Source organism: Pseudomonas taiwanensis DSM 21245, assembly GCF_000425785.1.
In the GTDB taxonomy this organism is placed as follows: Bacteria; Pseudomonadota; Gammaproteobacteria; order Pseudomonadales; family Pseudomonadaceae; genus Aquipseudomonas; species Aquipseudomonas taiwanensis.
Genome location: NZ_AUEC01000030.1, coordinates 1 through 14,076, shown reverse-complemented (window position 1 = coordinate 14,076; position 14,076 = coordinate 1). Strand labels below are relative to the sequence as shown.

At 56.3% G+C, this 14,076-nt stretch carries 29 protein-coding genes; all 29 read right to left on the bottom strand.

The genetic code is table 11. From position 1 onward, the window contains the following. Nucleotides 1–135: 135 nt before the first annotated feature. Complete coding sequence (gene rplQ / locus H620_RS0114345) at nt 136–522, bottom strand: 50S ribosomal protein L17 (RefSeq protein ID WP_003255451.1); 387 nt, start codon at nt 520–522, stop codon at nt 136–138. A gap of 42 nt (nt 523–564) precedes the next feature. Next, nucleotides 565–1,566: a DNA-directed RNA polymerase subunit alpha gene (locus H620_RS0114340; RefSeq protein ID WP_003255452.1), complete on the bottom strand. Its 1,002-nt coding sequence runs from the start codon at nt 1,564–1,566 to the stop codon at nt 565–567. Between the two features lie 22 nt (nt 1,567–1,588). Further along, a complete protein-coding gene (rpsD, locus tag H620_RS0114335) occupies nt 1,589–2,209 on the bottom strand; it encodes a 30S ribosomal protein S4 (protein WP_023382623.1) in 621 nt (206 codons plus the stop codon). Nucleotides 2,210–2,224: 15 nt separating this feature from the next. After that, nucleotides 2,225–2,614, bottom strand: coding sequence for a 30S ribosomal protein S11 (gene rpsK, locus H620_RS0114330; RefSeq protein ID WP_003255454.1), 390 nt, complete (start codon nt 2,612–2,614; stop codon nt 2,225–2,227). Nucleotides 2,615–2,632: 18 nt separating this feature from the next. Then, a complete protein-coding gene (rpsM, locus tag H620_RS0114325) occupies nt 2,633–2,989 on the bottom strand; it encodes a 30S ribosomal protein S13 (protein WP_023382624.1) in 357 nt (118 codons plus the stop codon). Between the two features lie 131 nt (nt 2,990–3,120). After that, a complete protein-coding gene (gene rpmJ, locus H620_RS0114320; RefSeq protein WP_002555468.1) occupies nt 3,121–3,237 on the bottom strand; it encodes a 50S ribosomal protein L36 in 117 nt (38 codons plus the stop codon). Nucleotides 3,238–3,265: 28 nt separating this feature from the next. Then, nucleotides 3,266–4,597, bottom strand: a complete 1,332-nt coding sequence (gene secY / locus H620_RS0114315; protein ID WP_003257108.1) for a preprotein translocase subunit SecY — start codon at nt 4,595–4,597, stop codon at nt 3,266–3,268. Beyond that, entirely contained in the window at nt 4,598–5,032 is a 435-nt protein-coding gene (rplO, locus tag H620_RS0114310) for a 50S ribosomal protein L15 (RefSeq protein WP_023382625.1), read from the bottom strand. It abuts the gene before it with no gap. A 3-nt stretch (nt 5,033–5,035) separates the two neighbouring features. Continuing rightward, the gene (gene rpmD / locus H620_RS0114305) at nt 5,036–5,212 is read right to left on the bottom strand and encodes a 50S ribosomal protein L30 (protein WP_009397493.1); all 177 of its coding nucleotides are present in this window, start codon (nt 5,210–5,212) and stop codon (nt 5,036–5,038) included. Nucleotides 5,213–5,214: 2 nt separating this feature from the next. Then, nucleotides 5,215–5,715 carry a 30S ribosomal protein S5 gene (rpsE, locus tag H620_RS0114300; RefSeq protein ID WP_023382626.1) on the bottom strand — a complete coding sequence of 167 codons (501 nt, stop codon included), beginning with the start codon at nt 5,713–5,715 and terminating at the stop codon, nt 5,215–5,217. A gap of 3 nt (nt 5,716–5,718) precedes the next feature. Beyond that, nucleotides 5,719–6,069, bottom strand: coding sequence for a 50S ribosomal protein L18 (gene rplR / locus H620_RS0114295; protein ID WP_009397496.1), 351 nt, complete (start codon nt 6,067–6,069; stop codon nt 5,719–5,721). A gap of 10 nt (nt 6,070–6,079) precedes the next feature. Next, nucleotides 6,080–6,613: a 50S ribosomal protein L6 gene (gene rplF, locus H620_RS0114290; RefSeq protein ID WP_009681972.1), complete on the bottom strand. Its 534-nt coding sequence runs from the start codon at nt 6,611–6,613 to the stop codon at nt 6,080–6,082. A gap of 12 nt (nt 6,614–6,625) precedes the next feature. Beyond that, complete coding sequence (gene rpsH / locus H620_RS0114285) at nt 6,626–7,018, bottom strand: 30S ribosomal protein S8 (protein ID WP_023382627.1); 393 nt, start codon at nt 7,016–7,018, stop codon at nt 6,626–6,628. A gap of 209 nt (nt 7,019–7,227) precedes the next feature. After that, nucleotides 7,228–7,533 (bottom strand): 30S ribosomal protein S14, encoded by a 306-nt coding sequence (gene rpsN / locus H620_RS0114280; RefSeq protein WP_013970638.1) that lies wholly within the window; start codon nt 7,531–7,533, stop codon nt 7,228–7,230. A 13-nt stretch (nt 7,534–7,546) separates the two neighbouring features. Continuing rightward, on the bottom strand, nt 7,547–8,086 hold the full coding sequence (gene rplE, locus H620_RS0114275) for a 50S ribosomal protein L5 (protein WP_023382628.1): 540 nt from the start codon (nt 8,084–8,086) through the stop codon (nt 7,547–7,549). 20 nt (nt 8,087–8,106) lie between these two features. Beyond that, nucleotides 8,107–8,421 (bottom strand): 50S ribosomal protein L24, encoded by a 315-nt coding sequence (gene rplX, locus H620_RS0114270; RefSeq protein ID WP_023382629.1) that lies wholly within the window; start codon nt 8,419–8,421, stop codon nt 8,107–8,109. An 11-nt stretch (nt 8,422–8,432) separates the two neighbouring features. Then, complete coding sequence (gene rplN / locus H620_RS0114265; RefSeq protein ID WP_002555479.1) at nt 8,433–8,801, bottom strand: 50S ribosomal protein L14; 369 nt, start codon at nt 8,799–8,801, stop codon at nt 8,433–8,435. A 23-nt stretch (nt 8,802–8,824) separates the two neighbouring features. Then, nucleotides 8,825–9,091, bottom strand: a complete 267-nt coding sequence (gene rpsQ, locus H620_RS0114260) for a 30S ribosomal protein S17 (RefSeq protein ID WP_003255478.1) — start codon at nt 9,089–9,091, stop codon at nt 8,825–8,827. A 2-nt stretch (nt 9,092–9,093) separates the two neighbouring features. Then, complete coding sequence (gene rpmC, locus H620_RS0114255; RefSeq protein ID WP_002555481.1) at nt 9,094–9,285, bottom strand: 50S ribosomal protein L29; 192 nt, start codon at nt 9,283–9,285, stop codon at nt 9,094–9,096. Continuing rightward, a complete protein-coding gene (gene rplP, locus H620_RS0114250; RefSeq protein ID WP_003255479.1) occupies nt 9,285–9,698 on the bottom strand; it encodes a 50S ribosomal protein L16 in 414 nt (137 codons plus the stop codon). Before rplP ends, rpmC begins: the two co-directional genes overlap by 1 nt. 12 nt (nt 9,699–9,710) lie before the next feature. Further along, a complete protein-coding gene (gene rpsC, locus H620_RS0114245; RefSeq protein WP_003255481.1) occupies nt 9,711–10,397 on the bottom strand; it encodes a 30S ribosomal protein S3 in 687 nt (228 codons plus the stop codon). Nucleotides 10,398–10,410: 13 nt separating this feature from the next. Beyond that, the gene (gene rplV, locus H620_RS0114240; RefSeq protein WP_003103908.1) at nt 10,411–10,743 is read right to left on the bottom strand and encodes a 50S ribosomal protein L22; all 333 of its coding nucleotides are present in this window, start codon (nt 10,741–10,743) and stop codon (nt 10,411–10,413) included. An 11-nt stretch (nt 10,744–10,754) separates the two neighbouring features. Continuing rightward, nucleotides 10,755–11,030, bottom strand: a complete 276-nt coding sequence (rpsS, locus tag H620_RS0114235) for a 30S ribosomal protein S19 (protein ID WP_010486981.1) — start codon at nt 11,028–11,030, stop codon at nt 10,755–10,757. A gap of 16 nt (nt 11,031–11,046) precedes the next feature. Further along, the gene (gene rplB, locus H620_RS0114230) at nt 11,047–11,871 is read right to left on the bottom strand and encodes a 50S ribosomal protein L2 (protein ID WP_023382630.1); all 825 of its coding nucleotides are present in this window, start codon (nt 11,869–11,871) and stop codon (nt 11,047–11,049) included. 14 nt (nt 11,872–11,885) lie between these two features. Continuing rightward, nucleotides 11,886–12,185 (bottom strand): 50S ribosomal protein L23, encoded by a 300-nt coding sequence (gene rplW / locus H620_RS0114225; protein ID WP_003255484.1) that lies wholly within the window; start codon nt 12,183–12,185, stop codon nt 11,886–11,888. Continuing rightward, nucleotides 12,182–12,784, bottom strand: a complete 603-nt coding sequence (gene rplD / locus H620_RS0114220) for a 50S ribosomal protein L4 (RefSeq protein WP_008089819.1) — start codon at nt 12,782–12,784, stop codon at nt 12,182–12,184. The genes rplW and rplD overlap by 4 nt, the downstream gene beginning before the upstream one ends. A gap of 12 nt (nt 12,785–12,796) precedes the next feature. Then, nucleotides 12,797–13,432: a 50S ribosomal protein L3 gene (gene rplC / locus H620_RS0114215; RefSeq protein ID WP_023382631.1), complete on the bottom strand. Its 636-nt coding sequence runs from the start codon at nt 13,430–13,432 to the stop codon at nt 12,797–12,799. 80 nt (nt 13,433–13,512) lie between these two features. Continuing rightward, on the bottom strand, nt 13,513–13,824 hold the full coding sequence (gene rpsJ / locus H620_RS0114210; protein WP_003186070.1) for a 30S ribosomal protein S10: 312 nt from the start codon (nt 13,822–13,824) through the stop codon (nt 13,513–13,515). 141 nt (nt 13,825–13,965) lie between these two features. Beyond that, a partial coding sequence (locus H620_RS26505; RefSeq protein WP_080667851.1) for an EF-Tu C-terminal domain-related protein occupies nt 13,966–14,076 on the bottom strand: 111 nt, incomplete at its 5' end.

Sequence of the window (14,076 nt, the reverse complement as noted above, 5' to 3'; positions counted from 1 at the left end):
GGCTTGAGGAGAGTATTGGCGAACGAGGTTACAAGAACAAATTCATTGAATGACTAACATCAATAGATAATTACAATACATGTAAAGACAAAAAACCGGGCACTAGGCCCGGTTCTTTGTAGCAGACAGAACGTCTTACTCAGCAGCTTCTACAGCACCGCCGACCGGACGATCAACCAGCTCGACGTACGCCATAGGGGCGTTGTCGCCAGCGCGGAAACCGCACTTCAGGATGCGCAGGTAGCCGCCCTGACGGGTGGCGTAACGCTTGCCCAGGTCGTTGAACAGTTTGCCAACAGCGGACTTCGAACGGGTACGGTCGAAGGCCAGACGACGGTTAGCAACGCTGTCTTCCTTGGCCAGGGTGATCAGCGGCTCGGCAACGCGGCGCAGTTCCTTGGCTTTCGGCAGGGTGGTTTTGATCAGCTCGTGCTCGATCAGCGACACAGCCATGTTCTGGAACATAGCTTTGCGGTGAGAGCTGGTACGGCTCAGGTGACGTCCACTTTTACGATGACGCATGATTCATTCCTTACCAAACACTACGTTCGGTGATTACGACGATCAGGCGGTCGCCTTGTCGTCTTTCTTAAGACTTGCAGGCGGCCAGTTGTCGAGGCGCATGCCGAGAGACAGACCACGAGAGGCCAGCACGTCCTTGATTTCAGTCAGGGACTTCTTGCCCAGGTTAGGAGTCTTCAACAGCTCTACTTCGGTACGCTGAATCAGGTCGCCGATGTAGTAGATGTTCTCCGCCTTGAGGCAGTTGGCCGAACGTACAGTCAGTTCCAGGTCGTCAACCGGACGCAGCAGGATCGGATCGATCTCGTCTTCCTGCTCGACTACGACAGGCTCGCTGTCACCTTTGAGGTCGACGAACGCGGCCAGCTGCTGTTGCAGGATGGTCGCAGCGCGGCGGATAGCCTCTTCAGGATCCAGGGTGCCGTTGGTTTCCAGATCAATGACCAGCTTGTCCAGGTTGGTACGCTGTTCAACACGGGCGTTCTCGACCACGTAGGCGATACGACGCACCGGGCTGAACGAAGCGTCCAGCTGGAGACGGCCAATGCTGCGGCTTTCGTCTTCGTCAGTTTGACGAGAGTCGGCCGGCTCGTAACCGCGACCACGAGCTACAGTGAGCTTCATGTTCAGGGCGCCGTTGGACGCCAGGTTCGCGATTACGTGATCGGGGTTGACGATCTCGACATCGTGATCCAGCTGAATATCGGCAGCGGTAACCACCCCCGAACCCTTTTTCGACAAGGTCAGCGTAACTTCGTCACGACCGTGCAGCTTGATAGCCAGACCTTTCAGGTTCAACAGGATTTCAATTACGTCTTCCTGTACACCTTCGATCGCGGAGTACTCGTGGAGTACGCCATCGATCTCGGCCTCGACTACTGCACAGCCAGGCATGGAGGACAACAGGATGCGGCGCAGCGCGTTGCCCAGGGTATGGCCGAAACCACGCTCGAGAGGCTCGAGCGTAATCTTGGCGCGGGTTGGACTGACTACCTGCACGTCAATGTGACGGGGAGTCAGGAACTCATTTACCGAAATCTGCATGGATGCACCTATTTTCTAGCCCTTACTTGGAGTAGAGCTCGACAATCAGGTTTTCGTTGATGTCGGCAGACAGGTCGCTGCGAGCAGGAACGTTCTTGAAAACGCCCGACTTTTTAGCAGCATCTACGTCTACCCACTCAACGCGGCCACGCTGGGCGCACAGTTCAAGGGCTTGAACAATGCGCAGCTGGTTCGACGACTTCTCGCGAACCGCGACCACGTCACCCGGACGAACTTGGTAGGATGGAATGTTTACAGTCTTACCGTTGACGCTGATCGCTTTGTGCGAAACCAGCTGACGGGACTCGGAACGAGTCGAGCCGAAGCCCATACGGTAGACGACGTTATCCAGACGGCACTCGAGCAGTTGCAGCAGGTTCTCACCAGTTGCGCCTTTTTTCGAGGCAGCAGCTTGGTAGTAACCGCGGAACTGACGCTCCAGAACACCGTAGATACGACGGACTTTTTGTTTCTCGCGCAGCTGGGTACCGTAGTCGGACTGACGGCCACGGCGCTGGCCGTGGATACCTGGGGCTGCTTCGATGTTGCACTTCGATTCCAGAGCGCGAACACCGCTCTTCAGGAACAGGTCAGTGCCTTCACGGCGAGACAGTTTGCATTTTGGACCAATGTAACGTGCCATTTATCTGTCTCCTGATTACACGCGACGCTTCTTCGGCGGACGGCACCCGTTGTGCGGGATAGGCGTCACGTCGGTGATGCTGGCGATCTTGTAGCCGCAGCTGTTCAGTGCACGAACGGCGGACTCACGACCTGGACCTGGACCCTTGACGTTAACGTCGAGGTTCTTCAGACCATATTCCAGCGCAGCTTGACCAGCACGTTCAGCAGCGATCTGAGCTGCGAACGGGGTGGATTTGCGCGAACCACGGAAACCCGAACCACCGGAGGTAGCCCAGGACAACGCGTTGCCCTGACGGTCGGTGATGGTCACGATGGTGTTGTTGAAAGACGCATGGATGTGGGCGATGCCATCAACCACTGTCTTTTTGACTTTCTTACGAGGACGAGCAGCAGGTTTTGCCATGTCTATATTCCTGGGCGATTACTTGCGGATCGGCTTACGCGGGCCCTTACGGGTGCGTGCGTTGGTCTTGGTGCGCTGACCGCGAACCGGCAGACCTTTACGATGACGCAGGCCGCGGTAGCAACCCAGGTCCATCAAGCGTTTGATCTTCATGTTGATGTCACGACGCAGGTCACCTTCAGTGGTGAACTTCGCGACTTCGCCACGCAGGATTTCGATTTGCTCGTCGCTCAGATCCTTGATCTTAGCGGCTGGGTTGACACCAGCGTCTGCACAGATCTTCTGTGCAGTAGTGCGACCGACACCATAGATGTAGGTCAGCGAGATAACAGTATGCTTGTTATCTGGAATGTTGACGCCTGCAATACGGGCCATTCAGTGGGACTCCAATTGACAGCTACCTACGCCCCGGAAGCCAAGAAATAGGGCGCGAGATAATATCGCTGTAGAAACGAATAATCAACCCAGCAGCACACTAGCTGCTGGGTTTGAAGCGCAGATCACACTCAGCCTTGGCGCTGTTTGTGACGCGGTTCCGCGCTGCAGATCACTCGTACGACGCCTTCGCGACGAATGATTTTGCAGTTGCGGCACAGCTTTTTCACCGATGCACGAACTTTCATTACCGACTCCTCGAACCTTAGGGGCGTATCAGCGCAGCAGACCGCTGCCACCGTAGCCTTTCAGGTTGGCTTTCTTCATCAGGGATTCGTACTGGTGCGAAACGAGGTGCGATTGTACTTGGGACATGAAGTCCATCACAACCACTACCACAATCAGCAACGAGGTCCCGCCAAGGTAGAACGGCACATTTGCTGCCACCACCAGGAACTGGGGCAGAAGGCAGACGGCCATCATGTAAAGAGCACCGAACATGGTCAGACGAGTCAGAACGCCATCAATGTAGCGTGCCGACTGCTCACCAGGACGGATACCCGGAATAAAGGCACCGGACTTCTTCAGGTTTTCCGCTACGTCTTTCGGGTTGAACATCAGCGCTGTGTAGAAGAAGCAGAAGAAAATGATCCCTGCACTAAACAGCAGAATGTTCAACGGCTGACCAGGAGCGATCGACTGCGAGATGTCCTGCAGCCAGCCCATACCTTCGGACTGACCGAACCAGGCACCCAGCGAAGCCGGGAACAGCAGAATGCTGCTCGCGAAGATGGCCGGGATAACCCCTGCCATGTTCACTTTCAACGGCAAGTGGCTGGTCTGCGCAGCGAAGACCTTACGGCCCTGCTGACGCTTGGCGTAGTGAACGGCGATACGACGCTGACCACGCTCGATGAACACCACGAAACCGATAATCGCTACTGCCAGCAAACCGATAGCGACTAGGGCGAAGATGTTGATATCGCCTGTGCGTGCAGACTCGAAAGACTGCCCGATTGCTCTCGGAAGACCGGCAACGATACCTGCGAAGATCAACATCGAGATACCGTTGCCCACACCGCGCTCGGTGATCTGCTCGCCCAGCCACATCATGAACATCGCGCCAGCCACGAACGTGGAGACGGCAACGACATGGAAGCCCAGGCCTACAGAAAACGCCACGCCCTGGTTGGCCAGGCCAATGGACATGCCAATGGCTTGAACCAGTGCCAGGATAACGGTGCCGTAGCGGGTGTACTGGCTGATCTTGCGACGGCCAGCTTCACCTTCCTTCTTCAACTGCTCCAGTTGCGGGCTGACCGCAGTCATCAGCTGCATGATGATCGATGCCGAGATATACGGCATGATCCCCAGTGCAAAGATGCTCATGCGCTCGAGCGCGCCACCGGAAAACATGTTGAACAAGCTAAGAATGGTCCCCTCATTCTGCCGAAACAGATCCGCCAGACGGTCTGGATTGATGCCAGGAACCGGGATATGCGCACCTATCCGATAGACGATGATCGCCATGAACAGAAAGCGCAGACGAGCCCAGAGTTCCGACATCCCGCCCTTACCGAGCGAAGAGAGAGCACCTTGCTTAGCCATTTATTCCTCGAACTTGCCGCCAGCTGCTTCGATAGCCGCACGCGCACCCTTGGTGGCTGCGATACCCTTGATGGTGACTGCGCGAGTGACTTCGCCAGACAGCATGATTTTCACACGCTGGACGTTCTGGCCGATCACGTTGGCATCCTTCAGGGATTGCACGGAGACCACGTCGCCTTCCACCTTGGCCAGCTCGGACAGACGCACTTCTGCGCGGTCCATGGCTTTCAGGGAAACGAAGCCGAACTTCGGCAGGCGACGGTGCAGCGGCTGTTGACCGCCTTCGAAGCCCGGAGCGATCGAACCACCCGAACGGGAAGTCTGACCTTTGTGGCCACGGCCGCCAGTCTTACCCAGACCGCTACCGATACCACGACCCGGACGATGCTTTTCGCGACGGGAACCCGGCGCTGGACTCAGATCATTGAGTTTCATCGATTAACCCTCGACGCGCAGCATGTAGTAAGCCTTGTTGATCATCCCGCGGTTCTCGGGAGTATCCTGGACTTCTACAGTGTGACCGATGCGACGCAGACCCAGGCCTTTAACGCACAGTTTGTGGTTAGGCAGACGGCCGGCGGTGCTTTTGATCAGCGTTACTTTTACGGTTGCCATGATCAGATGATCTCCTCAACGCTCTTGCCGCGCTTGGCAGCAATGGACTCAGGAGATTGCATGGCTTTCAGACCCTTGAAGGTGGCGTAAACCACGTTCACTGGGTTGGTCGAACCGTAGCACTTGGCCAGGACGTTCTGAACGCCAGCAACTTCCAGGACGGCACGCATGGCGCCGCCGGCGATGATACCGGTACCTTCCGAGGCAGGCTGCATGTAAACCTTCGAGGCGCCGTGGGCGGCCTTGGTGGCGTACTGCAGGGTGGTGCCTTTCAGGTCAACCTGAATCATGTTGCGACGAGCAGCTTCCATGGCTTTCTGGATCGCGGCAGGTACTTCGCGCGATTTGCCACGGCCGAAACCAACACGACCCTTGCCATCACCAACCACGGTCAGCGCGGTGAAGGTGAAGATACGGCCGCCTTTAACGGTTTTAGCTACGCGGTTAACTTGAACCAGCTTCTCGATGTAGCCTTCGTCGCGCTTTTGATCGTTATTTGCCATAACTTAGAACTCCAGCCCGCCTTCACGAGCAGCATCAGCCAGCGCTTTGACGCGGCCGTGGTACTTGAAGCCGGAACGGTCAAAGGCAACTTGAGATACACCGGCGGCTTTCGCACGCTCAGCTACCAGCTTGCCAACCTTAGTGGCCGCGTCGATGTTGCCGGTGGCGCCATCACGCAGTTCTTTGTCCAAGGTCGAGGCGCTTGCCAGAACCTTGCTGCCGTCGGCCGAAATGACCTGGGCATAGATGTGCTGCGAGGAGCGGAACACGCAGAGACGCACGACTTCGAGTTCGTGCATTTTCAGGCGTGCTTTGCGAGCGCGACGCAGTCGAGTAACTTTTTTGTCGGTCATTTGCTAGGCCCTACTTCTTCTTGGCTTCTTTACGACGGACTACTTCGTCCGCGTAACGCACACCCTTGCCTTTGTAAGGCTCTGGCGGACGGAAGTCGCGGATTTCAGCGGCCACCTGACCCACCAACTGCTTATCGATACCCTTGATCAGGATGTCGGTCTGGCTTGGGGTTTCAGCGGTGATACCGGCTGGCAGTTCGTAGTCCACTGGGTGCGAGAAGCCCAGAGCCAGGTTCAGAACGGTGCCTTTAGCCTGTGCCTTGTAACCAACACCGACCAGCTGGAGCTTACGCTCGAAGCCTTGGCTTACGCCTTGGACCATGTTGTTGACCAGAGCACGGGTAGTACCGGCCATGGCGCGAGCTTGCTGGTCACCATTGCGAGCGACGAAACGCAGCTCGCCAGACTCTTCGGTAACTTCAACAGACGAGTGAACATTCAGTTCGAGAGTGCCTTTGGCACCCTTAACCGAAAGCTGTTGGCCGGCGAATTTGACTTCGACACCAGCTGGCAGCTTAACGGGGTTCTTAGCGACGCGAGACATGCCTATCTCCCCTTAGAACACTGTGCACAGAACTTCGCCGCCGACACCGGCAGCGCGCGCAGCGCGATCAGTCATCACACCTTTGTTGGTGGAGACGATAGACACGCCCAGACCGCCACGTACTTTCGGCAGGTCAGAGACGGACTTGTACTGGCGCAGGCCTGGACGGCTGGAGCGCTTCAGCTCCTCGATGACCGGACGGCCTTCGAAGTACTTCAGTTCGATCGACAGGGAAGGCTTGGCTTCGCCACTGACCTGGTAGCCAGCGATGTAACCTTCGTCCTTCAGAACTTTGGCAACCGCGACCTTCAGGGTGGAGGAAGGCATGCTTACGACGGACTTTTCAGCCATCTGGGCATTACGGATGCGAGTTAGCATGTCCGCTAACGGGTCCTGCATACTCATGGGCTAGATGCTCCTGATACAAGAATTATTAGCCTTGCGGCTATCACAACCACCCGAGCAGGCAGGGCAAAAAACCCAGGCTCAGGTGAGCCGGTCATTCTAGACACAAGACAGAAACGAAACAAGCCCCGTATAGGGGCTTGTTTGTTGGCGAGGTCACCGACGGTCGGAAGATTGCTCCCCTTCCGCCGGGATCACACCTGCAGCGATTACCAGGAGGCTTTGACCAGGCCTGGTACGTCGCCGCGCATTGCAGCTTGACGCAGCATGTTACGGCCCAGGCCGAACTTACGGTATACACCGTGAGGACGACCGGTCAGGCGGCAACGGTTGCGCAGGCGCGAAGCGCTGGCGTCACGTGGCTGTTTCTGCAGAGCGACTACGGCAGCGAAACGCTCTTCTGGAGAGGCGTTCAGGTTGACGATGGTCGCTTTCAGCTCGGCACGCTTCTTAGCGTACTTGGCTACCGTGAGCTGACGCTTCAGCTCGCGGTTCTTCATGCTCTTCTTGGCCATTTTCCTACTCCAATCAGTTGCGGAACGGGAATTTGAAAGCACGCAGCAGTGCGCGGCCTTCATCATCCGTACGAGCAGTGGTGGTCAGGGTAATGTCCAGACCGCGCAGAGCATCGATCTTGTCGTAATCGATTTCCGGGAAGATGATCTGCTCTTTCACGCCCATGCTGTAGTTGCCACGACCGTCGAAGGACTTGGCGTTCAGGCCGCGGAAGTCGCGAACCCGAGGCAGGGAGATCGCCAGCAGGCGGTCCAGGAACTCGTACATCTTGTCGCGACGCAGGGTCACCTTGACACCGATCGGCCAACCTTCACGGACTTTGAAGCCCGCGATGGATTTACGAGCGAAAGTCACAACTGGCTTTTGACCAGTGATCTTTTCCAGGTCGGCAACAGCGTGCTCGATGACTTTCTTGTCACCGATCGCTTCGCCCAGGCCCATGTTCAGGGTGATCTTGGTTACGCGCGGAACTTCCATCACGTTCGAAAGCTTAAGTTCTTCCTTAAGCTTGGGAGCGATTTCGTTCCGGTAAATCTCTTTCAGTCGTGCCATTGTCTTCTACCTAGCAGTGTTCAAGCATCAACCGCTTTCTGGGTCGACTTGAAGACACGAATTTTCTTGCCGTCTTCAACTTTGAAGCCAACGCGGTCTGCCTTGTTGGTTTCGCTGTTGAAAATGGCAACGTTGGAAGCGTGCAGAGGCGCTTCTTTTTCGACGATACCGCCCTGTACGCCCGCCATCGGGTTAGGCTTGGTATGACGCTTGACCAGGTTGACACCGCCAACGACCAGACGGTCGTCAGCGAGAACCTTCAGCACCTTACCGCGCTTACCTTTGTCTTTGCCGGCGATCACGATGATCTCGTCATCACGACGAATCTTTTGCATGTCGGATCTCCTTACAGCACTTCAGGGGCGAGCGAGACGATCTTCATGAACTTCTCAGTACGAAGTTCACGGGTCACTGGCCCGAAGATGCGAGTGCCGATCGGCTCTTGCTTGTTGTTCAGCAGAACAGCAGCGTTGCCGTCGAAACGAATGATGGAACCGTCAGCGCGACGTACACCGTGACGGGTACGGACGACAACAGCAGTCATCACCTGGCCTTTTTTGACCTTACCGCGCGGAATTGCTTCCTTGACGGTTACCTTGATGATGTCACCGATACCGGCGTAACGACGGTGCGAACCGCCGAGCACCTTGATGCACATGACGCGACGAGCGCCGCTGTTATCGGCCACATCGAGCATGGATTGAGTCTGAATCATAAAATTTCTCCGACCCTTAGCCCTTAGACTTCAACAGCGCGTTCGAGGACTTCAACCAGTGCCCAGGACTTGGTCTTGGCCAGCGGACGGGTTTCACGGATGGAAACCTTGTCGCCGATCTTGCACTGGTTGGCTTCGTCGTGCGCGTGCAGCTTAGTCGAACGCTTAACGTATTTACCGTAGATCGGGTGCTTAACGCGACGCTCGATCAGAACGGTGATGGTCTTGTCCATTTTGTCGCTGACGACACGGCCAGTCAGCGTACGGACGGTTTTTTCAGCTTCAGCCATGATCACTTACCTGCCTGCTGGTTGAGCACAGTTTTCACGCGAGCGATGTCACGCTTAACTTGCGAGAGCAGGTGCGACTGCCCCAACTGGCCAGTTGCTTTCTGCATACGCAGATTGAACTGGTCGCGCAGCAAGCCGAGCAGTTGCTCATTCAGTTGCTGTGCCGATTTTTCACGAAGTTCATTCGCTTTCATCACATCACCGTCCGCTTAACAAAGGAGGTGGCGAGAGGCAGCTTTGCAGCGGCCAGAGCGAAAGCTTCGCGCGCCAGCTCTTCAGAAACACCCTCGATTTCGTACAGGACTTTGCCTGGCTGAATCTGGGCAACCCAGTATTCCACGGAACCCTTACCTTTACCCATACGAACCTCGAGAGGTTTCTTGGAGATCGGCTTGTCCGGGAACACACGGATCCAGATCTTACCGCCACGTTTTACGTGACGGGTCAGCGCACGACGTGCGGACTCGATCTGGCGAGCGGTGAGGCGACCGCGAGCAACAGCCTTCAGGGCGAATTCGCCGAAGCTGACTTTGCTACCGCGCAGTGCCAGACCACGGTTGTGGCCGGTCATCTGCTTGCGGAATTTTGTACGCTTTGGTTGCAACATTTGGCGTACCCCTTACTTAGCAGCTTTTTTACGAGGCGCTGGTGCTTGTGGTTTCAGTTCTTCTTGGCGACCACCAATAACTTCGCCTTTGAAGATCCAAACCTTCACACCGATCACACCGTAGGTGGTGTGAGCTTCGTAGGTGTTGTAGTCGATATCGGCACGCAGGGTGTGCAGAGGCACACGACCTTCGCGATACCACTCGGTACGAGCAATCTCAGCACCGCCGAGACGACCGCTCACCTGGATCTTGATGCCCTTGGCACCAATACGCATGGCGTTCTGAACGGCGCGCTTCATGGCGCGACGGAACATTACGCGGCGCTCCAGCTGCTGAGCTACGCTCTGCGCAACCAGCATAGCGTCGAGTTCCGGCTTGCGGATCTCTTCGATGTTGATGTGCACAGGCACACCCATCTGCTTGGTCAGGTCCTGACGCAGCTTCTCGACATCTTCACCTTTCTTACCGATAACGATACCGGGACGAGCGGTGTGGATGGTGATGCGTGCAGTTTGAGCCGGACGATGAATATCGATACGGCTTACGGACGCGCTTTTTAGTTTGTCCTGGAGGTACTCACGCGTTTTCAGATCCTTCAACAGGTAATCTGCGTAAGTAGCACCGTCTGCGTACCAGACGGAGGTGTGCTCCTTGACGATTCCCAGGCGAATGCCAGTGGGATGTACTTTCTGACCCATCTGATCGACTCCGTTACTTGTCCGCAACCTTGACAGTGATATGGCAAGACCGCTTGACGATGCGATCAGCACGGCCTTTGGCACGTGGCATGATGCGCTTCAGCGAACGCCCTTCGTTGACGAAGACGGTGGAGACCTTCAGGTCATCAACGTCTGCGCCTTCGTTGTGTTCGGCGTTGGCAACGGCCGACTCGAGGACTTTCTTCATGATTTCAGCGGCTTTTTTGCTGCTGAAGGCCAACAGGTTGAGCGCTTCGCCCACCTTCTTCCCGCGGATCTGGTCGGCGACCAAGCGGGCTTTCTGGGCGGAGATGCGAGCGCCCGACAACTTAGCGGCTACTTCCATTTCCTTACCCCTTAACGCTTGGCTTTCTTGTCAGCCACGTGCCCGCGATAGGTGCGGGTACCGGCGAACTCGCCCAGTTTGTGGCCGACCATGTCTTCGTTCACCAGAACTGGGACGTGTTGACGACCGTTGTGTACCGCGATGGTCAGACCGACCATTTGTGGCAGGATCATCGAACGGCGCGACCAGGTTTTAACTGGCTTGCGATCGTTCTTCTCCACCGCCACTTCGATCTTCTTCAGAAGGTGAAGATCGATAAAAGGACCTTTTTTCAGAGAACGTGGCACTGTCGTATCCCTCTAGTTACTTGCGACGACGGACGATCATGTTGTCGGTACGCTTATTACCACGAGTCTTAGCACCCTTGGTTGGGAAGCCCCATGGCGATACCGGATGACGACCACCGGAGGTACGACCTTCACCACCACCATGTGGGTGGTCAACCGGGTTCATGGCAACACCACGAACGGTTGGGCGAACGCCGCGCCAGCGTTTGGCACCAGCTTTACCCAGCGAGCGCAGGCTGTGCTCGGAGTTCGAGACTTCGCCCAGGGTCGCACGGCACTCAGCCAGTACTTTGCGCATCTCACCGGAGCGCAGACGCAGAGTCACGTAGACGCCTTCACGAGCGATCAGCTGAGCCGAAGCACCAGCGGAACGAGCGATCTGAGCACCTTTACCCGGCTTCAGTTCGACGCCGTGAACGGTGCTACCTACTGGGATGTTGCGCAGTTGCAGGGAGTTACCGGCCTTGATTGGGGCCAGGGCACCTGCGATCAGCTGGTCGCCAGCGCTCACGCCTTTAGGGGCGATGATGTAGCGACGCTCGCCGTCTGCGTAGCACAGCAGGGCGATGTGAGCAGTACGGTTCGGATCGTATTCGATACGCTCGACAGTGGCTGGAATGCCATCTTTGTCGTTGCGACGGAAGTCGACCAGACGGTAATGCTGCTTGTGACCACCACCAACGTGACGAGTGGTGATGCGGCCATTGTTGTTACGACCACCAGACTTCGATTTTTTCTCGATCAGCGGTGCGTGAGGAGCGCCTTTGTGCAGCTCCTGGTTGACCACCTTGACCACGAAACGGCGGCCAGGGGAAGTCGGTTTGCATTTAACGATTGCCATGATGCACCCCTTCCTTACTCAGCACTGCTGCTGAAATCGAGATCTTGGCCTGGCTGAAGGGAGACGATCGCCTTCTTCCAGTCATTACGCTTGCCCAGACCACGTGCGGTACGCTTGGTTTTACCCAGAACGTTAACGGTCGACACGTTTTCAACTTTTACGTTGAACAGGCCTTCGACAGCTTTCTTGATTTCCAGCTTGGTTGCATCGGTAGCAACCTTGAATACGAACTGGCCTTTTTTCTCAGCCAGAACGGTAGCCTTCTCGGAAACGTGCGGGCCAAGGAGGACTTTAAATACGCGTTCCTGGTTCATCCCAGCAGCTCCTCGAATTTCTTCACGGCCGAGACAGTGATCAACACTTTCTCGTATGCGATCAGACTGACCGGGTCGGAACCTTGAACGTCACGTACATCTACGTGCGGCAGGTTGCGAGCAGCCAGGTACAGGTTCTGATCAACAGCGTCCGAAACGATCAGTACGTCGTTCAGACCCATGCCGTTCAGCTTGTTCAGCAGGTCTTTGGTTTTCGGGGCTTCAACAGCGAAGTCCTGAACCACGACCAGACGGTCGCTACGCACCAGCTCAGCGAGGATGGAGCGCAGAGCTGCGCGATACATCTTCTTGTTGAGCTTCTGCGAGTGATCCTGAGGACGAGCTGCGAAGGTAACACCACCGCCACGCCAAATCGGACCACGAGTGGTACCAGCACGAGCACGGCCAGTACCCTTCTGACGCCATGGGCGCTTACCGCCACCAGCCACGTCGGAACGGGTCTTCTGCTGCTTGGTGCCCTGACGGCCGCCGGCCATGTAGGCCACGACTGCTTGGTGTACCAGCGTCTCGTTGAATTCGCCACCGAAGGTCAGTTCGGAAACTTCGATCGCCTGAGCGTCATTTACATTGAGTTGCATGTCAGTTTCCCCTTAACCGCGAGCCTTGACAGCTGGACGAACAATCACGTCGCCGCCAGTAGCGCCCGGAACGGCACCCTTGACCAGCAGCAGATTGCGCTCAGCGTCTACACGCACTACTTCCAGGGACTGAACAGTCACGCGCTCGGCGCCCATGTGACCGGACATTTTCTTGCCCTTGAACACACGACCAGGAGTCTGGCACTGGCCGATGGAGCCTGGGACACGGTGCGACACGGAGTTACCGTGGGTGTTGTCCTGACCACGGAAGTTCCAGCGCTTGATGGTACCGGCGAAGCCTTTACCTTTGGACTGACCAGTAACGTCTACCAGCTGGCCTGCAGCGAAGAGTTCAGCTTTGATCGAGTCGCCAGCCTGGAACTCGCCTTCTTCAAGACGGAACTCCCAGACACCGCGACCAGCGGCAACGTTCGCTTTAGCGAAGTGACCTGCCTGAGCGGCAGTCACGCGCGAAGCACGACGCTCGCCGACAGTGACTTGCACTGCACGGTAGCCATCGGTTTCTTCAGTTTTGAACTGGGTGACGCGATTCGGCTCGATCTCAATGACCGTGACCGGAATGGAGACACCTTCTTCGGTGAAAATGCGGGTCATACCGCACTTGCGACCGACTACACCAATAGTCATGTTGTAAACCTCATGAGTGTACGGGGCTTTCACCCGCTATGGCCGCCCATTTCAGAGCGTTACACGACCAGACCGAAGTCTTAGCCGAGGCTGATCTGCACTTCCACGCCTGCCGCGAGATCAAGCTTCATCAGCGCATCAACGGTTTTATCCGTTGGCTGGACGATGTCCAGAACACGCTTATGAGTGCGAATCTCGTACTGATCACGCGCGTCTTTGTTGACGTGCGGGGAGACCAGAACGGTGAAACGCTCTTTGCGGGTAGGCAGTGGAATTGGACCACGCACTTGTGCACCAGTACGTTTCGCGGTTTCCACGATTTCCTGGGTGGATTGGTCGATCAGGCGATGGTCGAAAGCCTTCAACCTGATACGGATTTGCTGATTTTGCATTGGATTTCAGACTCCAGGCTGTTCCCATCGGGCGCACTACGCCCGTTAAAAGGAGGCGTGATTCTATAGACGCCCCCATTTAGTGTCAACCCAATAAAAAAAGCCCCCGCTGAGCGGGGGCTTTTTCAATCGACCGAGTGATTACTCGATGATTTTGGCTACGACGCCGGCGCCGACGGTACGACCGCCTTCACGGATAGCGAAGCGCAGACCGTCTTCCATTGCGATGGTCTTGATCAGGGTGACAGTCAT